The sequence below is a fragment of the Stenotrophomonas sp. AGC87 genome (assembly GCF_057333975.1).
Genome location: NZ_JBHFHW010000010.1, coordinates 1 through 20,575, shown reverse-complemented (window position 1 = coordinate 20,575; position 20,575 = coordinate 1). Strand labels below are relative to the sequence as shown.

The 20,575-nt window shown below is 67.3% G+C and carries 23 protein-coding genes; 12 read left to right on the top strand and 11 right to left on the bottom strand.

The features are described 5' to 3' along the window. Positions 1-40 precede the first annotated feature (40 nt). Both ACE026_RS04200 and purE read right to left on the bottom strand, forming a co-directional pair. Entirely contained in the window at positions 41-1,189 is a 1,149-nt protein-coding gene (locus tag ACE026_RS04200; protein ID WP_486038022.1) for a 5-(carboxyamino)imidazole ribonucleotide synthase, read from the bottom strand. After that, positions 1,186-1,689 (bottom strand): 5-(carboxyamino)imidazole ribonucleotide mutase, encoded by a 504-nt coding sequence (purE, locus tag ACE026_RS04195; protein ID WP_019186188.1) that lies wholly within the window; start codon positions 1,687-1,689, stop codon positions 1,186-1,188. The genes ACE026_RS04200 and purE overlap by 4 nt, the downstream gene beginning before the upstream one ends. A gap of 59 nt (positions 1,690-1,748) precedes the next feature. Between purE and ACE026_RS04190 the strand changes: the two genes are divergently transcribed. The 4 genes from ACE026_RS04190 (at position 1,749) to ACE026_RS04175 (ending at position 4,499) form a co-directional block, all read left to right on the top strand. Beyond that, complete coding sequence (locus tag ACE026_RS04190) at positions 1,749-2,018, top strand: Trm112 family protein (protein ID WP_019186189.1); 270 nt, start codon at positions 1,749-1,751, stop codon at positions 2,016-2,018. After that, positions 2,015-2,875, top strand: coding sequence for a carboxylating nicotinate-nucleotide diphosphorylase (gene nadC / locus ACE026_RS04185; protein ID WP_486038020.1), 861 nt, complete (start codon positions 2,015-2,017; stop codon positions 2,873-2,875). Before ACE026_RS04190 ends, nadC begins: the two co-directional genes overlap by 4 nt. Before the next feature lie 67 nt (positions 2,876-2,942). Beyond that, the gene (locus ACE026_RS04180) at positions 2,943-4,058 is read left to right on the top strand and encodes a DUF2272 domain-containing protein (RefSeq protein WP_486038019.1); all 1,116 of its coding nucleotides are present in this window, start codon (positions 2,943-2,945) and stop codon (positions 4,056-4,058) included. Positions 4,059-4,142: 84 nt separating this feature from the next. Continuing rightward, positions 4,143-4,499, top strand: a complete 357-nt coding sequence (locus ACE026_RS04175) for a DUF3301 domain-containing protein (RefSeq protein WP_019186192.1) — start codon at positions 4,143-4,145, stop codon at positions 4,497-4,499. A gap of 34 nt (positions 4,500-4,533) precedes the next feature. On the opposite strand, the gene ACE026_RS04170 is transcribed toward ACE026_RS04175, so the two are convergent. The 6 genes from ACE026_RS04170 to ACE026_RS04145 all read right to left on the bottom strand — a co-directional run bounded on the left by ACE026_RS04170 (position 4,534) and on the right by ACE026_RS04145 (position 9,675). After that, a complete protein-coding gene (locus tag ACE026_RS04170) occupies positions 4,534-4,977 on the bottom strand; it encodes a ClpXP protease specificity-enhancing factor (protein ID WP_088433018.1) in 444 nt (147 codons plus the stop codon). A 151-nt stretch (positions 4,978-5,128) separates the two neighbouring features. Continuing rightward, positions 5,129-5,764: a glutathione S-transferase N-terminal domain-containing protein gene (locus ACE026_RS04165; protein WP_019186262.1), complete on the bottom strand. Its 636-nt coding sequence runs from the start codon at positions 5,762-5,764 to the stop codon at positions 5,129-5,131. Between the two features lie 160 nt (positions 5,765-5,924). Continuing rightward, the gene (locus ACE026_RS04160; RefSeq protein WP_481441028.1) at positions 5,925-6,626 is read right to left on the bottom strand and encodes a cytochrome c1; all 702 of its coding nucleotides are present in this window, start codon (positions 6,624-6,626) and stop codon (positions 5,925-5,927) included. A 37-nt stretch (positions 6,627-6,663) separates the two neighbouring features. Next, positions 6,664-7,923, bottom strand: a complete 1,260-nt coding sequence (locus tag ACE026_RS04155) for a cytochrome b (protein WP_123728838.1) — start codon at positions 7,921-7,923, stop codon at positions 6,664-6,666. A gap of 2 nt (positions 7,924-7,925) precedes the next feature. Continuing rightward, positions 7,926-8,546, bottom strand: a complete 621-nt coding sequence (gene petA, locus ACE026_RS04150) for a ubiquinol-cytochrome c reductase iron-sulfur subunit (protein WP_019186259.1) — start codon at positions 8,544-8,546, stop codon at positions 7,926-7,928. A 172-nt stretch (positions 8,547-8,718) separates the two neighbouring features. Beyond that, positions 8,719-9,675, bottom strand: coding sequence for a lytic transglycosylase domain-containing protein (locus tag ACE026_RS04145; RefSeq protein ID WP_486038017.1), 957 nt, complete (start codon positions 9,673-9,675; stop codon positions 8,719-8,721). A 119-nt stretch (positions 9,676-9,794) separates the two neighbouring features. Between ACE026_RS04145 and miaB the strand changes: the two genes are divergently transcribed. Further along, the gene (gene miaB / locus ACE026_RS04140) at positions 9,795-11,255 is read left to right on the top strand and encodes a tRNA (N6-isopentenyl adenosine(37)-C2)-methylthiotransferase MiaB (RefSeq protein WP_486038015.1); all 1,461 of its coding nucleotides are present in this window, start codon (positions 9,795-9,797) and stop codon (positions 11,253-11,255) included. Between the two features lie 28 nt (positions 11,256-11,283). Here miaB and ACE026_RS04135 read toward each other — a convergent pair whose 3' ends face one another. From ACE026_RS04135 to ACE026_RS04125, 3 genes are read right to left on the bottom strand one after another with little or no spacing between them, the layout of a single operon-like run. Next, on the bottom strand, positions 11,284-12,399 hold the full coding sequence (locus tag ACE026_RS04135) for an ABC transporter permease (RefSeq protein WP_486038013.1): 1,116 nt from the start codon (positions 12,397-12,399) through the stop codon (positions 11,284-11,286). After that, complete coding sequence (locus tag ACE026_RS04130; RefSeq protein WP_486038285.1) at positions 12,396-13,325, bottom strand: ABC transporter ATP-binding protein; 930 nt, start codon at positions 13,323-13,325, stop codon at positions 12,396-12,398. Before ACE026_RS04130 ends, ACE026_RS04135 begins: the two co-directional genes overlap by 4 nt. A 14-nt stretch (positions 13,326-13,339) precedes the next feature. Further along, a complete protein-coding gene (locus ACE026_RS04125) occupies positions 13,340-14,314 on the bottom strand; it encodes an HlyD family secretion protein (RefSeq protein ID WP_486038011.1) in 975 nt (324 codons plus the stop codon). Between the two features lie 317 nt (positions 14,315-14,631). Between ACE026_RS04125 and ACE026_RS04120 the strand changes: the two genes are divergently transcribed. The 7 genes from ACE026_RS04120 to ACE026_RS04090 all read left to right on the top strand — a co-directional run. Beyond that, entirely contained in the window at positions 14,632-15,618 is a 987-nt protein-coding gene (locus ACE026_RS04120) for a PhoH family protein (RefSeq protein ID WP_176989570.1), read from the top strand. Further along, positions 15,615-16,100: an rRNA maturation RNase YbeY gene (ybeY, locus tag ACE026_RS04115; RefSeq protein WP_121041647.1), complete on the top strand. Its 486-nt coding sequence runs from the start codon at positions 15,615-15,617 to the stop codon at positions 16,098-16,100. Before ACE026_RS04120 ends, ybeY begins: the two co-directional genes overlap by 4 nt. 55 nt (positions 16,101-16,155) lie before the next feature. Beyond that, positions 16,156-16,842 carry a hypothetical protein gene (locus tag ACE026_RS04110; RefSeq protein WP_486038008.1) on the top strand — a complete coding sequence of 229 codons (687 nt, stop codon included), beginning with the start codon at positions 16,156-16,158 and terminating at the stop codon, positions 16,840-16,842. A gap of 81 nt (positions 16,843-16,923) precedes the next feature. Further along, positions 16,924-17,493: a hypothetical protein gene (locus ACE026_RS04105; RefSeq protein ID WP_486038006.1), complete on the top strand. Its 570-nt coding sequence runs from the start codon at positions 16,924-16,926 to the stop codon at positions 17,491-17,493. 65 nt (positions 17,494-17,558) lie between these two features. Next, positions 17,559-18,440, top strand: coding sequence for a CorC family transporter (locus ACE026_RS04100; protein ID WP_121041641.1), 882 nt, complete (start codon positions 17,559-17,561; stop codon positions 18,438-18,440). A gap of 8 nt (positions 18,441-18,448) precedes the next feature. Continuing rightward, the gene (locus ACE026_RS04095) at positions 18,449-19,705 is read left to right on the top strand and encodes a lipoprotein N-acyltransferase Lnb domain-containing protein (RefSeq protein ID WP_486038003.1); all 1,257 of its coding nucleotides are present in this window, start codon (positions 18,449-18,451) and stop codon (positions 19,703-19,705) included. A gap of 15 nt (positions 19,706-19,720) precedes the next feature. Next, the coding region (locus tag ACE026_RS04090; protein ID WP_486038002.1) for a magnesium and cobalt transport protein CorA at positions 19,721-20,575 on the top strand (855 nt) is incomplete at its 3' end.

Genomic DNA, 20,575 nt, shown 5'->3' with positions numbered 1-20,575 from the left:
GTGCGTCCAGGGAGTGCCGGCCGCGGGCCGGCCCTCGGCGTCAACCGCGCAGGATCTCGATGACCGGCGCGACCTGGTCGGCGCGATCCAGCTGGCCACCGACGCTTTCCAATGCACCGGCCAACGCCGCCGCATCATCATCGCGCAGCGTGGCATGGCCGACCTTGCGGCCGTCCCGCGCCTGCTTGCCGTAGTTGTGCCAATGGCCGCTGGCCTGGCCGAGCACGGCCGCAGCATCGGGCATCTGGCCGATCCAGTTGAGCATGCAGGCATGGCCCAGCATGCGCGTGTCGCCCAGCGGCAGGCCAAGCACTGCACGCAGATGGTTCTCGAACTGCGAGGTCTCGCTGCCTTCGATGGTCCAGTGGCCGGAGTTGTGCACGCGCGGTGCCATCTCGTTGGCCAGCAGTTCATCGCCGCGGCAGAACAGTTCGAGCGCGAACACGCCGACATAGTCCAGGCGCTCGGCGAGCGTACGGGCGTAGCCGATGGCCGCCTCGTGCTGCGCCGCCGGCAGCTGCGCCGGGGCCAGGCTGGCCGAGAGCACGCCGTTGACGTGCCAGTTGCCGGTGATCGGCCAGGCGCGGAACTCGCCATCCTGCCCACGGACCGCCACCACGCTGACCTCGCGATCAAAGGCGACGAAGCCTTCCAGAATCAGGCCGGTTTTTTCGACGTAGCTGCCGAGGGTTTCCCAGGCCGCGTCGATGTCGGCCGCGCTGCGGATCCGGAACTGCCCCTTGCCGTCATAGCCCAGCCGGCGGGTCTTGACGATGCAGGGCATGCCGAACTCGGCGGCCTTGGCCGCCAGTTCGTCGCGGCTGCGGATATCGGCGAAGGCCGGCAGCGGGATGCCCAACGACTGGAACAGGGTCTTCTCGCTGAGCCGATCCTGGGCCACGGCCAGCGCATCCGGATTGGGATACACCGGCACGCGCTCGGCCAGGAACTTGGCGCTGCGCGCCGGCACGTTCTCGAAATCGAAGGTCACCACGTCCACGCGGGCGGCGAACGCAGCCAGGGCCGCCTCGTCTTCGAACGCGGCCACCTGCAGCGGTGCCACCTGGGCACCACAGGCATCGGCGGCCGGGTCGAACAGCTCGAAGCGCAGCCCCATCGGCGCACCGGCCAGGACCATCATGCGGGCGAGCTGACCGCCGCCCAGAATCCCAACGGTCCTGGTGGTCATTGACGCGGGTCGTCGTGGGCCATGACATCTTCGGTCTGGCGGGCGCGGAAGGCCTCCAGCGCTTCACCGATCGCCGGCTGGTCCGAGGCCAGCATGGCGGCTGCGAACAACGCCGCATTGGAGGCGCCGGCATTGCCGATGGCAAACGTGGCGACCGGGATACCGGCCGGCATCTGCACGATCGAGAGCAGCGAATCCATGCCGTTCAGCGCCTTGGACTGCACCGGCACGCCCAGCACCGGTACGGCGGTCTTGGCGGCGATCATGCCCGGCAGGTGCGCGGCCCCGCCGGCACCGGCGATGATCGCGCGCAGGCCACGCTGGCCCGCCTGCTCGGCGTAGGTGAACAGCACGTCCGGCGTGCGATGCGCCGAAACCACTTTCACTTCATAGGGAACGCCCAGCGAATCCAGCTTCTGGGCGGCGTGCTGCATGGTTTCCCAATCCGAGCGGGATCCCATGACGATGCCGACGAGCGGCGCGGTTTGGTTGAGGGTCATTGGCCGTCACCTGCCTTAAAGACGTATTCTAGCCGTCTTCCACGCAAGACGAAGAATCCATGGATCGCAAGCTGCTCGACCTCCTGTGCTCGCCCGATACGCGCCAGCCCCTGTCCCTGCTCGACGCCACCGGTCTGGACGCGCTCAACCGCGCGATCGGCAGCGGTGCCGTGCTCAAGGCCGATGGCAGCCCGCAGGCGCAGACGTTGCGCGAGGCCCTGCTGACCCGTGACCGCAAGCAGGTGTTCCGCGTAGACGACGGCATCCCGGTGCTGCTGGCCGAAGAGGCCATCGCCACCGCCCAGATCGCCGATTTCCCGGAAAAATGAGCCACCTCCCCGTGCCGCCCCCCGAGGCCGCCCTGGTGGCCGCCGATGTGGCCCGTGCGCTGGCCGAGGACATCGGCAGCGGTGATGTCACCGCCGCCCTGCTCCCGGACCGCCCCGACAGCGCCTATCTGCTGTGCAAGCAGGACGCGGTGATCGCCGGCCGCCCCTGGTTCGATGCGACCCACCGGGCGCTCGATCCCGAGGTCAGGATTGAGTGGCGCGTGGCCGAGGGCGACCGCGTCGCCGCCGGCACCGTGCTGGCGCTGCTGCAGGGCCGCAACCGCAGCCTGGTGAGTGCCGAGCGGACCTCGTTGAACTTTCTGCAGACGCTGTCCGGCACGGCGACCACCACCGCGCAGTACGTCGCGGCCGTGGCCGGTACCGGCGCCCGGATCCTGGACACCCGCAAGACCCTGCCCGGGCTGCGTGTCGCGCAGAAGTACGCGGTGCGCTGCGGCGGCGGCGACAACCATCGCCTGGGCTTGTTCGACACGGTGATGCTCAAGGAAAACCACATCCGCGCGGCCGGCTCGCTGACCGCTGCGGTGCTCGCGGCAAGTGCGCAGTGGCCGGCGTTGCCGCTGGTGGTCGAGGTCGAAGACCTGGACCAGCTGCGCGAGGCGCTGGAGGTGGGCTGCACCCGCATCCTCATCGACGATTTCGACGCCGCCACGCGGCGCGAGGCCGTGCGCATCGCGGCCGGGCGGATTCCGCTGGAGGTGTCCGGCAGTGTCGGCCTGGACGGCCTGCGCGCGATCGCCGAGGACGGGGTGGACTGCATCTCCATCGGCGGGCTGACCAAGCATGTGCAGGCAATCGACCTGTCATTGAAACTGGGCCCGCCGCCACAGGGCTGATGCCGCTTTCACGGTATGGGCAGATGCGGTCTGCGAGGCTGCGTCTGCCCCCACCTGGAATGCACGCATGCGCTGCCTGCCGCTTCTCGCCTGCCTGTCTCCCCTGCTCGCGCTGCTGCCGCTGCAGGCGTCCGCCGCCGAGGTCTGCGATGTGCCCCCGCGGTTCGGGCTGAGCCCGCTCGCCGTGGCCATCGTGCAGACCGCCTGCAACGAACATCGCCTCTGGTACCGCCCCTTCATCGACCGCGATGGCCGCGCGGCCAGCCTCAGCGTGACCGAAGCCGAGGACGTCCACCTGGCCGACAACGGCCTCGTCGCGTGGCAGCGGGTGGTCGGCTATTGGCGGCAGAGCGGCACGTTGTCGCCGATGGGTAGCCAGCCCGGCGCATCGAGCTGCATGGCCCCACCGGGGACGCGCTACACCGATAGCGACTGCCGTGCGTTCCTGGTGGACAACCCGTGGTCGGCCGCCTTCATTTCCTGGGTGATGACCCGCGCCTCGGTGCCCGGCTTCACCCGTTCGCCCCGCCACATCGACTACATCCGCGCCGCGTACCAGAACAGCGGACCGTACCGGATGACCGACCCGGCGCAGGAGAAACCCGCGCCCGGCGACCTGCTGTGCTACCTGCGCGACCGCCGCGAGACCCTGAGCTACACCGGGCTGGTGCAGTCGCTGGGCAGCGGCGCGGTGACGCACTGGAAATCGCACTGTGAAGTGGTGATCGCGGCCAACATGGGCGGCGACCGCACGCTGTATCTGATTGGTGGCAATGTCATGAACACCGTGGCGTTGCGCAAACTGTCGCTGGACCGCAGCGGCCGGATCGAACTGCCGCCGGCGAAGGCCAATGCAGGCGATGGCGTGGATCTGGGCTGCACGCCGGGCCGCGAAGAGGAATGCAGCTTCAATCGCCAGGACTGGGCCGCACTGCTGAAACTGGTGGCCACCGCGCCCGCGGCCGTGCCGATGGGAACTCCGGACCCGGCGACCCTGCCCGCTCCCGGTGCAACGGCACCACCGATGGCAGCCCCAACCTCCCAGGCCCCGATGCGAGCGCCCACCGTGGTGCCGCCCCGTCCGCCGGTCCCGAGCGCGAACCCGATTCCGGCCCCGCCGGCGAGCCCGACTCGGACACCGACACCGATACCCGTCCCGCCACCGCCACCGCGCACGCCCTGATCGCGATCGCGCGGATGGCTTGATCCGCGCCGCATTCGTCGCCATCTTGGAGGGACCGACCTCCCTGACCGCGCCGAGTCACCGATGCCCAGTTTGATCCTGTTGATGATTGCCGGCGCGTTTGCCTACGCCTTCTGGAATTCTTCGCGTGCCGCCGCCGAACGTGCCGGCGTGCTCGGGCGCAATGCCTGCCGCGCTGCCGATGTGCAGTGGCTGGACCAGAGCGTGCACGCCACCGGCCTGCGCGTATGCCGCAAGGACAACGGCTGGCTGGGCTGGGAGCGCACCTTCAAGTTCGAGTATTCGCACGATGGCGTGGACCGCCACAGCGGGCGCATGGTGCTGCGCGGTGATCAGCTGATCACGTTCGTGGGGCCGTCGGCGGCGCGGATCAGTGAGATCCGCCGCGATATCGATACGCGTGATGCCGAGGACGTCTAATGACATGGCCGCCTTGCGGCGGCCATGGTGTCTCTTATTTGACCACCCGCAGATGCGGGCGACCGCTGGGCTTGGGCGGAGCATCGTCCGGCGGGGTCGGTGAATCGTCCGGCGGCAGCTCATCGTCCGGACCCGGCTCATGGCCCGGGATGTCATCCGGCAGCGCCATGCCCTGCCCCGTCTCGCGGGCATACACAGCCAGCACGGCCGAGATCGGCACCTGCACCGGGTAGCTGGTGCCGGAGAAGCGGGCCGAGAAGCTCACGCTGTCATTGTCGATATGCAAGCGCACCACGGCGCGCTCGGCGATGTTCAGCACGACGCGGCCGTCCTTGACCGCACTCTGCGGCACCTGCACGCCAGGCATGCCGGCGTCGACCAGGATATGCGGCGTCAGGTCGTTGTCATTGATCCATTCCACCAAGGCCCGCAACAGGTACGGACGGTGGCTGGTCATGCGAAAAGTGTCTTCAGTCATGTGGTAGAGCCGAGCCGTGCTCGGCTGCTCTTGATCCGGATTGCCTGATGCAAGTGTACGCGCCCGCCTACCCGCAGGTCAGCCATGGCGCGTACCGGCACCGCGATTTCGTTCAGTACACGTGTGCCGTATGCGGCACACGTCCCGCCGATCAGACCGGCAGATCGCGCAGTTTCTTTTCCTGGTCGGTCAGGCTGCGGATGAAGCCGGGGTGCCGGAAAATGCGGTTGCCATAGTCTTCGATCGACTTGCCATCCTTCGGCAGCGGCACGTCCAGTGCCTGCAGCCGCCAGATGATCGGTGCCATCGCGCAGTCGGCCAGGCTCATTTCCGGGTTGAGGAAGAACTTGCTGGCCTTGAACAACGGCACCGCGCTGGTCAGCAGCTCCTTCAGCCGTTTGCGCCCGGCCTCGGCCTGGGTCTTGTTGCCCAGCTGGATGGCCTGCACCTGCGGCACCCAGTCGTGTTCGATGCGCAACATCGCCAGCCGGATGCGGGCCCGCGAGAGCGGATCGACCGGCATCAGCGGCGGGTGCGGATAGCGCTCGTCCAGGTATTCGCTGACCACCGACGCCGCGTACAGCACCAGCTCGCGTTCCACCAGGGTGGGCACGGAGTGGTACGGATTGAGATCGATGAGATCTTCGGGCGGGTTCTGCGGGTCGACCGGCACGGAGTCATAAGTGACGCCCTTGGCCGCCAGTACCAGCCGCACGCGATGGCACAGCACATCGTCGTTCGAGGAAAACAGCGTCAGGGTATTCCGCATGCGTACGCTCGCCGCCATCAAAGGCTCTCCAACGTCCGGTAACCGCCGGTCGTATCGGCGCCGCCAGCCCATTGCCAACGGTCGTCACAGTACCCGAGTGTGCAACCGCACATCACAAAAGCCAATAGGTCGATCGTCCCACGGCAGGAACGATCGACACGGCAAGGCGCCCGACTGCTCAGTGGACGTCCTTCCAGTATTCCTTCTTGAGCAGATAGGCCAGGAAGGTCAGCAGCGCCAGGAACAGGATCACCCACACGCCCAGCTTCTGGCGTTTGAGCGCAGCCGGCTCGCCGGCATACTCCAGGAAGTTGGTGATGTCGCGCACCGCCTGATCGTACTGCCCGGCATCGATGTTGCCTGGCTGTTCGATCTTCAGCCCAACCACCGGTGCATCCAGCCCGGGGCCCTCGGCCTTGCCATGCACCGCATGCTGCAGCCCCTGCATTTCCCACAGGGGGTTGGGCATGGAGGCATTGGGGAACACGGTGTTGTTCCAGCCCAGCGGCCGCGTGGGATCCAGGTAGAACGACTTGAGGTAGGTGTAGACCCAGTCGCTGCCCCGTACGCGCGAGATCAGGCTCAGATCCGGCGGCATCTTGCCGAACCACTTCTCGGCCTGCGCCTTGGGCATCGTCACCGGAATCGGTTCACCCACCGGGGTGCCGGTGAAGTTGAGGTTGTTCATGACCTCTTCTTCGCTCAACCCCAGATCGGCAGCCATGCGCGAGTAGCGCAGGTATTTCAGCGCGTGGCAGCCGGAGCAGTAGTTCATGTAGAGCTGCGCGCCGCGCTGCAGCGAGGCACGATCGCTCAGGTCATTGCCTGCCTGCAGGGTCTTGGCGCCCTCGGCGGCATCGGCCACCGCGACACCGAGCATCAGGGCCGCCGCGCAGGCCAGCCGGACAATCCAGTGGTCAGTCATGCGTGGTCACCCGGTCCGGTACCGGCTTGGTCCTGTCCAGCTTGGTCCATAGCGGCATGGTGATGAAGAAGGCGAAATACAGGAAGGTCAGCACGCGCCCGATGTAGGTCTCGTGCGCATCCGTACCCGGGCCGGAGCCGATCACGCCCAGCCACACGAAGCACACCGCGAACATGCCCAGCAGCCCGCGCGAGAGCAGGCCGCGGTAGCGATAGGACTTCACCCGCGCGCGGTCCAGCCACGGCACCAGGAACAGGATGGCGATCGCAGAGAACATCACGATCACACCGCCGAGCTTGTTGGGCACCACGCGCAACATGGCGTAGTACGGGGTGTAGTACCAGACCGGCTTGATGTGCTCGGGCGTCACCAGGCGGTTGGCCTCGGTGAAGTTGTCGTGTTCGAGGAACAATCCGCCGAAGGCCGGAGCGAAGAAGATGATGAAGGCCGCGATGATCAGCAGGAAGCCGGCACCCACCGCATCCTTGAGCGTGTAGTACGGATGGAAGGGAATGCCATCGGTAGGCGCGGTGGCCGACCAGCGGTTGCCCTTCGGGCCCTTCTTGATCTCCACGCCGTCGGGATTGTTGGAGCCCACTTCATGCAGCGCGCCCAGATGCAGCACCACCAGCAGCAACAGCACCAGCGGCAGTGCGATCACATGCAGGGCGAAGAAGCGGTTGAGGGTGGCGTCGCTGGGCAGGTAATCGCCCATGATCCATTCGGTCAGGCCGGTACCGATCACCGGGATCGCACCGAACAGCGAGATGATCACCTTGGCGCCCCAGAACGACATCTGGCCCCATGGCAGCACGTAGCCCATGAAGGCTTCGGCCATCAGCACCAGGTAGATCAGCATGCCGAGGATCCAGACCAGTTCGCGCGGCTTCTGGTAACTGCCGTAGAGCAGGCCGCGGAACATGTGCAGGTAGACCACGATGAAGAACAGCGAGGCACCGGTGGAGTGCATGTAGCGGATCAGCCAGCCCCACTCCACGTCCCGCATGATGTATTCGATGGAGGCGAACGCTTCGGCCGCGTTCGTCTTGTAGTGCATCGTCAGGAAGATGCCGGTGACGATCTGGTTGACCAGGATCAGCAGCGCCAGCGAACCGAAGTAGTACCAGATGTTGAAGTTCTTCGGGGCGTAATACTCGCTGACGTGCTTGCGGTAGACCGGCATCAGGCCCGGCGCGCGGGCGTTGACCCAGTCGGCCAGTCCGGTGGCGGTGCGGGAAAGGATATTGGCCATGATCAAGCCGCCCCCTGCGGATCAACGCCGATGATGATGGTGTTGTCGTCCTGGTAATGGTGCGGCGGCACCAGCAGGTTGATCGGTGCTGGAACATCCTTGAACACGCGACCAGACATATCGAAGCGCGACTTGTGGCAGGGGCAGAAGTAGCCGCCCTTCCACTGCGGGTCGTAGGGCTCGGGGCGGATCTCGGCGACCATTTCCGGCGAACAGCCCAGATGCGTGCACAGCCCGACCAGCACCGAAACCTCGGCCTTGATCGAACGGAATTCGGGATTCTGCTTGAGCACGTACTCGGGCTGCTGTTCTTTCTCGCCCGACTCGGGATCCTTCAGGCGGCCGTCCAGCCCGTGCAGCGCATCGAGGATGGCCTTGGAGCGCTTGACGATCCAGATGGGCTGCCCACGCCACTCCATGACCAGACGCTGGCCTTCCTGGAGCGCACTGATGTCGGCAATCACCGGGGCACCGGCCAGTTTGGCGCGGGCGCTGGGATTCCAGGACTTGATGAACGGTACCGCTGCAAATCCGACGCCGACCGCTCCGACCACCGCAGTGGTTGCTGAGAGAAACCGCCGACGTCCAGTGTTGACTGGATCGTTTACCCCATCGTTGGCCATCCGGCACTCCGATATTGATTTAGGTAGCTTGAGGCTGCCAGCAGACCGGTGGGGGCCAGTCCACATTGAATCAGCCGCGAGTGTAGCTGAACCGAAGTCGGCCACACAACGCGGTACTACGGAACGACATTACCCCCGACAGTACGGCATCAGGTACCACCGGCGCCATGGGTTATTGATGGCTGGCCACTGCGCCGCGGTAGCGGTCGGCCAACAGGGCCACCCGCTTCACGTAATACTGGGTCTCGCTGTAAGGCGGCACGCCACCATGGCGGTCGACCGCGCCCTCGCCGGCGTTGTAGCCCGCCGCGGCCAGGGTGAGATCACCGTTGAATCGCTTGAGCAGCCAGGACAGGTACTGCACGCCACCACGGATGTTCTGCGAAGCATCGAAGGAATCGCTGACCCCGAAACGGCGCGCGGTCGGTGGCATCAGCTGCATCAGGCCCTGTGCGCCGGCGCGGCTGAGCGCGGTCGGGTTGTAGGCCGATTCGGCATGGATGATCGCGCGGACCACCGCCTCTTCCACCCCGAACTCACGGGCGGCGGCGGCAATCTCGCTCTGGTAGGCCGTGGTGTTGAGCCGCACCGAGCCGAAGTTGACGGCCGGGTTGGCCCCGCAGGCGTAGCAGCGCTCGATGAAGCTGTAGTGGATGGTGCGGACCTGGCCAATGCTGGCGATACCGGCCGGGCGTGCGCTGGTGTAATGGCGGACGCCGTCTTTCATATACGCATACAGCTGGCCGCTGCGGACCTTCCCAGCCTTGTTGCCGGGCGCCGCCGGCGCGGACGGCGCGGTCAGCACCGTGGCCGGGGCGGTGGCCGGCGCAGGCGCCGGGGTGATCGCGGTCGCCGCCGTGGCGGTATCGGCCCGGGCCGGGGCGGGCGTAGCACCGGCGATCGGAGCCGCCGGCGTCGGCGCGGGAGGCGCTGCCAGGGCCCGGCGAGGCGCCGCGCTGCGGTCGGGCCGGTAGCTGCTGATCACGCTGCAGGCGGCCCCGGCCACACGCTTGCTCACATAGCTGGGAATGCCGTCACTGCCGACGCACTTGTACAGGGTGCCCGCACTGGCCGGCATAGCGGTCAGCGCAGCCAAGGCCAGCGCAGCGATCCCCAACATCCCCTTCATGAGCGGGAGTGTCCCCAATTCGCCGGGGATTGCCAAGGGGGGAGCCCGACCCGGCTACAATGGCCTGCTCACCGCAGCCATCCGGCTGCCTGCCCGCCCACCCGACTGGAATAAGCGCCATGACCGGGACGCCAGCTTCGACCGCGCCGACTTCGGCCGGTTCTACCCTGCCTGCCTCTGCTCCGCCCAGCTCCGCCCCCCGCCCCGACCTGCTCCCCCTGCCCGGCGCCAAGCCGCAGGTGACCGGCCCGGTGCGCGGCAAGCTGTACATCAAGACCCACGGTTGCCAGATGAACGAGTACGACTCGACCAAGATGGCTGCCGTGCTCGCCGCCTCGGAAGGGCTTGAGCTCACCGACGACCCGGCCGAGGCCGACGTGTTGTTGATGAACACCTGCTCAATCCGCGAGAAGGCCCAGGAGAAGGTGTTCAGCCAGCTGGGTTACTGGAAGGCACTGAAGAACAACGGCCGTGGCGTGATCATCGGGGTCGGCGGCTGCGTGGCCTCGCAGGAAGGCGAGGCGATCATCAAGCGCGCGCCACACGTGGATCTGGTGTTCGGCCCGCAGACCCTGCACCGCCTGCCGGAGCTGATCCGCCAGCGCCGTGAATCGGGCAAATCGCAGGTGGACATCAGCTTCCCGGAGATCGAGAAGTTCGACGCCCTGCCCGAGCCGCGCGCCGAGGGTGCCTCCGCGTTCGTCTCGATCATGGAAGGCTGCTCGAAGTACTGCTCGTTCTGCGTGGTGCCCTACACCCGCGGCACCGAGGTCAGCCGCCCGTTCGAGGACGTGGTGGTGGAGGTGGCGCAGCTGGCCGCCCAGGGCGTGCTGGAGATCAACCTGCTCGGCCAGAACGTCAACGCCTACCGCGGCCCGTATGGCGACGGCGAGTTCGCCGACTTGGGCTTGCTGATCCGCACCATCGCCGAGATCGACGGCGTCGGCCGGATCCGCTTCACCACCTCGCACCCGCTGGAGTTCAGCGATTCGCTGATCGATGCCTACCGCGATGTGCCGCAGCTGGCCAACTTCCTGCACCTGCCCGTGCAGGCGGGCAGCGACCGCGTGCTCTCGGCGATGAAGCGTGGCTACACCGCGCTGGAATTCAAATCCAAGATCCGCAAGCTGCGCGCGGTGCGCCCGGACATCTCGATCAGCTCGGATTTCATCGTCGGTTTCCCCGGCGAGACCGACGCTGAGTTCGAGAAGACCATGAAGCTGATCGAGGACGTGGGCTTCGACCAGAGCTTCTCCTTCATCTATTCACGGCGCCCGGGTACCCCCGCGGCGGATCTGGAAGACACCACCACCGATGCGGAGAAGCACGCGCGGCTGTCGCGCCTGCAGGCCCGGATCAACGAGCAGGCCGCGGCCATCTCTGAAAAGATGGTCGGCACCGTGCAGACCGTGCTGGTGGAAGGCCCCTCCAAGCGCAACCCAAACGAGCTGACCGGCAAGAGCGAGAACATGCGCTCGGTCAATTTCCCGGGGCACCCGCGCCTGGTCGGCCAATTCGTGGATGTGGTGATCACCGAGGCGTACAGCAACGCGCTGCGCGCGCGGATGGTGACGGCCTGAAGGCGACCCGGCCGCTGGCCAGCATCCGCTAATCCAGCCGCTTGCGGAACCGCACGATCGCCAAGGTCATCATCACTGCGATGAAGGCCAGCAGTGCCAGCACCTCCGGCCACAGCTCCCAGATCCGCGCGCCGCGCAACATGATGCCGCGGATCAGCCGCAGGAAATGGGTCAGCGGCAGCACCTCGGCCAGCCATTGCACTGGCCGGGGCATGCCGGCGAACGGGAACATGAAGCCGGACAGCAGGATCGACGGCAGGAACACGAACATCGTCATCTGCATCGCCTGAAACTGGGATTGCGCCTTGGTCGAGATCAACAGACCCAAGGCGAGATTGGCGGTGATCAGCAGCATCGCAGCCACGTAGACATCCAGCACGCTGCCGCGCACCGGCACATCAAACAACCACAGCCCCAGCAGCAGCACCAGGCTGGTCTGCAGCAAGCCGATCGCCGCATACGGCAGCACCTTGCCGACCATCAGCTCGCTGCTGCTCAGTGGCGTGGCGATCAGCAATTCCATGTTGCCGCGCTCACGTTCGCGCACGATCGCCACGGCCGTGAACATCACCATGGTCATGGTCAGGATGATGCCGATCAGCCCGGGCACGATGTTGATCGCCGAGCGTCGCTGCGGGTTGTAAAAGGCGACCACACTGATCTGCCCGGGGGCATTCACCGCTCCGGTGCGCAGCGGCCGGTCGTTGCGGACCGGCGTGCTGTCCAGCGGTACCTGCGCCAGCTGCACCGCTGCGCTCTGGACCACGGTATCGCTGCCGTCGACCAGCACCTGCACCGCCTCGCGCCCGTCGAAACGACGACGTTCGAAGTCGTGCGGAATCACCACCCCGATGCTGATCTCGCCGCGCCGCAACGCCGCCATCAACTGCTCGGGCGTATCCACGCGATGCGTGGGCGTGATCACCCCGGTGGCGACCATGTCCATCACCAGCGCGCGCGAGGCCGAGGTATTGGCCTGGTCGGCGATGCCGGTATCGAGATGACGCAGATTGAGGTTGATCGCATAACCGAACAGCACCAGCTGCATCACCGGGATGCCCACGATCATGGCCAGGGTGATGCGATCACGCCGCATCTGCCGTAGTTCCTTGAGCACGATCGCCCACAACCGGCGCGGGTTCATGGCGCGGGCTCTGCTGCCGGTGTGCGCCCGCGCGTGGCGGACACGAACACGTCCTCCAGGTTGGCCGGTGCGGCGAGCACCTCGGCCGGCTGTCCGCCGGCACGCAGCACCTGCTGCAGCCGCTCCGGCCCATCATCGACTTGCGCGAGCAGCACCCGCAAGGTGTTGCCGATCTGGGCCACGCTGAGCACGCCCGGCGCCGCGGCGAGCAAGCGCTGCGCCTTGCGCGGCTGCGTGGCATGCACCTCCAGCGTGCGCCCCCGCAGTGCGTCGGTCAGCTCGGCCGGGCTGCCATCGGCGACCAGCACGCCTTGATCCAGGATCGCCAGCCGATGGCAGCGCTCGGCCTCGTCCATGTAATGAGTGGAGACCAGCAGTGTGGTGCCTGCGTCGGCCAGATCGAACAGCTTCTCCCAGAAATCGCGGCGTGATTCCGGGTCGACCGCGCTGGTCGGTTCGTCCAGAAACAGCAACTCGGGCTTCTGGATCACCGCACCAGCGAGCGCCAGGCGCTGCTTCTGCCCGCCACTGAGGGTGCCGGCCAGTTGCTTCTGGCGATCCTGGAAGTGATAGCCCTCGACGAGCTCATCGATCCGCTGCCTGGCCGCGGCGCGCGGAATGTCCTGCACGGCCGCAAGGAACTCCAGGTTCTCGCGCACGGTGAGGTCGTCGAACAAGGAAAAGCGCTGGGTCATGTAACCGATCCGGCGGCGCAGCGCCTCGGCCTGCTCGGGGATGCGCAGACCCAGAACATCGATCTCCCCCTCGCTCGGCGTCAGCAGCCCGCACAGCATGCGGATGGTCGTGGACTTTCCCGATCCGTTGGGCCCCAGGAAACCATAGACATTCGCGCGCGGGACGCTCAGGTCGACATGGTCGACAGCCACCAGCGTCCCGAAGCGCTTGGTCAGCCCACGTGCGCGGATCGCCAGCGTGGCATTCAAAACACCACCCGCACCGGTACGCCTGCCGGCAGCTGCGCCATCGCCGCCGCATCGTTGTCGGCCGTCAGTTCTATCTCGGCCAGCCAACTCAGCCGCGCCGCGTCCGCACCGCTGAGCGCGTAGTACGGGGTGAAGCCCGGGTCACTGCGGATGCTGCGCACACGGCCGGCGAGTGTTCCCTCGCGCCCCTGCAACGCGATCGTGGCGGCCTGCCCCACCCTGACCTTCACCCTCATCGGCTCGGGCAGATATACCCGTGCATACGGGCGGTCGCCGACCAGCAGCACCGCCAGCGGCGCGCCCACCGGTGCCTGGTCGCCCAGCCGATACGGCAGTGCATCCACGCGCCCCGCGCGCGGTGCCAGCAGATCCAGCTTGCGCAGCGTCTCGGCCTGTCCAGCGGCCTGCGCCTGCGCCGCCTGCAGGGCCGATTCGCCCTGCGCGATCTCTTCCACCCGGGTGCCGTGCTTGAGTGCCAGCAGCGCCTGCTCGGCTGCGTGCACCACGCCCTGCGCATTGCCGGCCGCGGCGCGGGCGCGATCCACATCAGCGGCGGCGACCAGCTGCTGCCGTCCCAGCGGCTGGAGCCGGCGATAATACGCGGCAGCATCCTCGGCCTGCGCACGCACGGCGGCCAGGTTGGCACGCGCCTGCGCGATATCTTCGTTGCGCGGGCCCTGCCGCAATTCCTCCAGCGCCTGCCCGGCGCGTGCCGCGTCCGCCTGGAGGGCCTGCAACTGGGCAGCAGTGCGGGTGGGTTCAAGCTGCAGCAGCGAGGCACCCGCCAGCACCTGCTGGCCCTCCTGCACATGCACCGCGACGATGGTTTCCGCTGCCGAGGCGGGCACCGTGATGCGATCCCATTCCAGCGTGCCGAGCGCCGCCTCGTCGGTCTCACGGCAACCGGGCAACAGCAATAGCCAGGCGGCGCACGCCAACCAACCCCGGGACGCGGATACCGATGCGGGCATGGAGCCGACCTCTGCTGGGAGTACACGGAGCAACGCGATCCTCACCTTGCTCACGCCGCCGTGAAGAACAGGTCACGCCCGTCCGGGCGCACTGGTCATGAAATGACCACGTCTGTGCAGCCATTGGCAGCATTGGGGCGAGGCGGCTTATCCACACCTTTCTCCCGCGGCCACCCACAGGCGCTGTGGATGACCCGGCGGGCGCAGGGAACACCGCTTTCCGCCGGTGCTGTAGCGGCGACCCCACACCCGCGCTACCCTGTTCTCCCTTTCCCTGCTTGCGGCCCGGTCGGCTGGACCGGCGGCCGCCGGACGCAATGACCGCACTCGCACAACGCGACTTCACCCTCACCCCGGAAGACAACGAGCGCCTGGCCAACATGGCCGGTCCGTTCGATGAACATCTCCGCCAGGTGGAACTCAAACTCGGCGTGGAAATCGCCAACCGTGGCCACGTGTTCCGCGTGACCGGCCCCAAGGCCGTGGTGGCCGATGCGCAGGCCCTGATCGAAGCGCTGTACGCCGAAGCCGGCGACGTGGTGTTCGACAGCCATGCCATCCACCTGCGGCTGAACCAGGCCAACGTGGAGCATGTCGTCGAGCGCGCCTACGAGGCCCAGGACGTGGCGATCAAGGTCAAGCGCGGCACTGTGCGCGGCCGCGGCGCCAACCAGGCTCGCTACCTGCATCAGATCACCACGCATGACATCAACTTCGGCATCGGCCCGGCCGGTACCGGCAAGACGTTCCTGGCCGTGGCCAGCGCGGTGGAAGCGCTCAATGAAGCGCGCGTGCAGCGCCTGATCCTGGTCCGCCCGGCGGTGGAGGCCGGCGAGAAACTCGGCTTCCTGCCCGGTGACCTGAGCCAGAAGGTGGACCCGTACCTGCGGCCGCTGTACGACGCGCTGTACGAAATGCTCGGCGTGGAGAAGGTGCTCAAGCTGCTGGAGAAGAACGTCATCGAGATCGCGCCGCTGGCCTACATGCGCGGCCGCACGCTCAACGATGCGTACGTGATCCTGGACGAAGCGCAGAACACCACGGTCGAGCAGATGAAGATGTTTCTGACCCGCCTGGGCTTCGGCTCCACGGCCGTGGTGACCGGCGACCTCACCCAGACCGACCTGCCCAAGCACGTGAAGTCCGGCCTGCGCGATGCGATCGATGTGCTGCGTGATGTCGAGGGCGTGAGCTTCACCTTCTTCGAAGCACGCGACGTGGTCCGTCACCCGCTGGTGGCCCGCATCGTCAGCGCCTACGACCGCCGCGATCTGCAGCAGGTCCAACCCGGAGCGACTCCATGACCCGTGGTCCCGTGCGACTGGACGTCGCGATCAGCTACGCCCTGCCCCGCGCCGGGCTGCCCTCGGCGGTGAGCTTCCGCAAGTGGGTGGCCGCCGCCCTGAAGGGCCGCATCCGCGAGGCCGACCTGGCGATCCGTCTGGTCGATGCCAAGGAAGGCCAGTCCTTGAACCGGCATTACCGCGGCAAGGATTATGCGACCAACGTGCTCAGCTTCCCGGCCGAACTGCCGGAGGGTCTGCCCAAGGGCGTGAAGTTCCCACTGCTGGGCGATCTGGTGATCTGCGCCCCGGTGGTCGCCCGCGAGGCCGACGAGCAGGGCAAGGCGCTCAACGCCCATTACGCGCACCTGACCGTGCACGGCGTGCTGCACCTGCTCGGCTGGGACCATGAGGACGAGAAGGAAGCCGACGCCATGGAACAGCTGGAGCGGGACATCCTGGCCGAGCTGGGCATTGCCGATCCGTATGCCGGCGAACGCTGAGCGCCACCTGCGTTGCGTGCACTGATTGCTCAACCATACAAGGATGTATGCCGCCATGCCGGTTCCTGATCGTCGCTCCGTACTGGGCCCCGTGCTGCTCGCACTGTCGTGGGTGGGATTGCTGTACGCCGCGATCGGTGCCCCCGGGCTCGCCGCGCTGACGCCGGCCGGCCGTGACCCGGGCGCGCTGCAGCTGGGCATGCTTGCGCTGTCAGCGGTGATCGCCGTGCTGTCGTTGGCGCCCGCGCGAAGCTGGTGGGCCGCGCGGCAGCGACGCGCCCCCTTGTCCGCCGCATGGGCCGGACGTCTGACCGGCCTGGCTGCCGGCGTGTTCGTGCTGGGCACACTGACCTGCGTGGTGGCGGGCCTGATCCTGCCGCATCTGCTGGCCGGTCCTGACGAAGCGACCCTCAGCGCCGCCGGCCTGAGCGTGGTGATCTGGTCGGGGCTGGCGGCCGCGCTGGTGGCGCCGCTGGGCTGGCGCACGCTGTATCGCTGGTCACGTCGCGACGGCGCCTCCCCGGCGCAGTCATCGACCTTCCACGCGCGGCCGGTGCAGGTCGTGCTCCTGTTCGTCCTTGCCGCTGCATTCGCGCTGGTGTTCGGGCGCGCGCTACTGTCGGCCACCGCCGACGGGCCGGGCGCGCTGCATCTGGCTGCCGCGGCCCTGGTGCTGTGGGCGGCGGGAATCGCGGTGGTCACCTTCTCCGCCACCCTGCGCTGGCTGTTCCGCCGTCGTTGACGCCTGCCACCGCGGGCCGGTGCCGGCTATGATCGTCGCCGCGTCCGTGCGCTGCACGCCTTAGTTGATGGATCTGCTTCGATGACCCCGTTGCGACTTGCCTGCCTGGGCCTGCTCGGCCTGTTGCCCACCTCGGCGTTCGCCGATGCGGCCCCGCTGGACCTGACCGCCCTGATCGAGTGCCGCCAGAGCGTGAGCGGCTACGACGCGGTCGCCCCGGTCGTGGCCGACCCGCTCAAGGCGGTCGCCAACGGCCTGCAGCCGCTGCCGCAGACCAACCAGTTCATGACCGAGTTCCGCCTGGCCGCCCCGATCACGGTGTTCGGCGAGCGCGCCGAATACATCACGGTGGCCGGGGCCAGCATCATGGCGATCCTGGATCTGGCCGACCCGCGCCCGCTGGCCAAGCGCCTGGCGCTGGAGGACGGCGTGGATACGCCGGCGAAGTTCATGGCCGGGCGCGAGCTGGTCAGCCGCGACGTCACCGACCCGCGTACCGGCGAGGCCCTGATCGAATCGGTGATCCTGAGCCTGTCCACGGTCAAGACCCACCCCGGCAAGACCCTGGCCGGCTGTACCTACAGCCTGGACCTGCCACCGGAGGAAGACACCCCGCCGCCGGGCGTGAATCCGCCCTCGGCCGGGCGCTGACAGGCGCCCGCATCCTGATAGACTAAATCCAACGCCCGGCACGCCGGGTGCCTTTTTTTCCAGAGATGTCTGAAGACGACAGTAGTAGCTCCACCCAGGAGCACAATGAAAAGAAGCGCAGCTGGCTCGAACGCCTGACCGCTGCCTTCTCCGGCGAGCCCCACACCCGCGACGAGCTGGTGGCGGTACTGCACACCGCGCACGAGGACGGCCTGATCGCCGCCGACACGCTGCGGATGATGGAAGGCGCCATTTCGGTGGCCGAGCTCACCGTCGGCGACGTGATGATCTCGCGCTCGCAGATGGTCTCCCTGCCGGTCGAAGCCCCCTTCCTTGACCTGATGAAGCAGGTGGTCGAATCCGGCCATTCGCGCTTCCCGGTGCACGGCGACAACAAGGACGACATCCTCGGCATCCTGCTGGCCAAGGACCTGCTGCGCGGCGTGGTCGCCGACAACGGGCCGGCCAACATCCGTGAGCTGCTGCGCCCGGCGGTGCTGATCCCCGAGGCCAAGAAGCTCAACGTGCTGCTCAAGGAGTTCCGGCTCTCGCGCAACCACATGGCCATCGTGGTCGATGAGTACGGCGGTGTCGCCGGGCTGGTCACCATCGAGGACGTGCTGGAACAGATCGTCGGCGAGATCGACGACGAGCACGACGAGGCCGAGGACCACACCTCGCAGATCGCGATCCAGGCCGACGGCCAGTACGTGGTTGATGCATTGACCGCGATCGAGGATTTCAACGAGCGCTTCGGTGCCACGTTCCCCGACGACGATTACGACACCATCGGTGGCCTGGTCACCGAGGCGATCGGGCACCTGCCCGAAACCGGCGATGAGCTCACCCTGGACCGCTTCGTGTTCCGGGTGGCGCGTGCCGATGCCCGGCGCGTGCAGGCGTTCCATGTGACCGTGCTGCCGCCCGACACCCACAACGAGGATTGACCCACGCCATGCGGCCCCCTTTGAATCGGTGGTCGCTGTGCCGCCTGTTGTTCGTGTTGTCGCTGCTTGCGATGGCCAGCCTGCCCTTCGGCGCGCTGGCCGCGCAGGATGCCGTGCCCGCCACTGCCGCCCTGGCCCCTGCCACCGAGGCGCCACGCATCGGCGTGGTCACCATGCAGCCGGGCGAGATCTTCTTCGAACGCTTCGGGCATGACGCACTGGTCGTAGTCGATCCGGTCACCGGCGACGCCACCTCCTACAACTTCGGTTACTTCGACTCGAGCGAGTCCGATTTCATCGGCAACTTCGTGCGCGGCGACATGATGTATTACCTGGTCGCGCTGCCGCTCGGGCAGGACCTGTCGTACTACCAGGAGAGCGGCCGCGGCGCGAGCGTGCAGTGGCTGGACCTGACGCCCGCGCAGGCGCGCACCCTGGCCGCGTCACTGGCCGAGCGCGCCAAGCCCGAGAACGCGCGTTATCACTACGATTACTACACCGCCAACTGCGCCACCATGGTCCGCGATGCGATCGATGGCGCGCTCGGCGGCGGGCTGCATTCACAGCTCTCCGGGCGCTCACGCGGCAACACCTACCGCAGTGAATCGGTACGTCTGGCCTCGCCTTCGCCGTGGATGTGGCTGGGCTTCGATATCGGCCTAGGCCCGTTCGCCGACAAGCCGCTGTCGCGCTGGCAGGAAGCCTTCGTGCCGATGCGCTTGGCCGATGCGCTGCGCCAGGTGCGCAACAGCGAAGGCCGCCCGCTGGTGCAGGCCGAGCAGGAACTGCTGCCGCACCGGATCGCCCCGGAGCCGACCGAGTCCCCGCGCAGCTGGTGGCCGTGGCTGCTGTGCGGCCTGATCGCCGCTGCGGGTGTGGTTGCACTGCGCCGCCGACGCCGCCTGCTGGGGGGCCTGGCACTGCCGTTCTGGCTGTTCTGCGGCATTGGTGGCGCCCTGGTGACCTACCTGTGGGGCTTCAGTGCGCACCAGGCTGCCTGGGCCAACCGCAACCTGCTGCAGCTCTCGCCGCTGTGCCTGCTGATCGTTCCCGCTGCGATCACCCTGCTGCGCGGCCGCGCGCCGCGCGCGTGGTTCCGGATCGTGCTGTGGGCGGTCGCCGGCATGTCGCTGCTCGGCCTGGTGCTGCATTGGCTGACCTTGCAGGCGCAGTACAACCTGCAGTGGATCGTGCTGTTGCTGCCCATCCACGTGGCGCTGGCATGGGTGCTGGGCCGCCGTGACCTGCCCGTCACGGGCCGCTGACGCACGATGCCCGCCATGGATACCGTCACACCTGAAAACCCCGCCTGCGTCATCAACTGCGTTCACTACGATGACCAGGGCAAGCGCCACGACATCAGCCTGGATGCGATCAGTGATGTGATCGCCAGCGACAACGGCTTCGTCTGGGTGGGCCTGTACGAACCCGACGACAGCGTGCTGTTGAAACTGCAGGAAGAATTCGGCCTGCATTCACTGGCCATCGAAGACGCTCGCAACGCGCATCAACGGCCCAAGGTCGAGTCCTACGGCAATTCGCTGTTCGTGGTGGTGACCACCGCGCAGATGGTGGACGAGCGCATCCAGTACGGGGAGACGCATGCCTTCCTCGGGCCACGCTTCCTGGTCACGGTGCGCCATGGTGCGTCGCTGTCCTATGCTGCCCCGCGCGCCCGCGTGGAGCGCGAGCCGGAGCTGCTGCGCACGATGGGCCCGTCGTACTGCCTGTATGCGGTGCTGGATTTCGTGGTCGACAACTACCTGCCGATCACCCAGCGCTACCGTGACACGCTGGAGCTGCTGGAGAAGGACATCTTCTCCGACAACTACAAGCGCCACACCGTGGTACGCCTGTACGAGCTCAAGCGCGAACTCAACAAGATGCGCATGGCGGTCGCGCCGCTGCAGGACATGCTCTCGCAGATCAAGCGCTATCAGGGCGAGCTGGTGCCCGACGAAGTGAAGCTGTATCTGCGCGACGTGCACGACCACGCGGTGCGGATCAGCGATGTGATCGATACCCTGCGCGAGATGCTGGGCACCGCGCTGAGCGTGAACCTGTCGCTGGTGACCCTGGCCCAGGGTGAGACCGTGAAGCGCCTGGGCGCCTGGGCGGCGCTGCTGGCCGCCCCG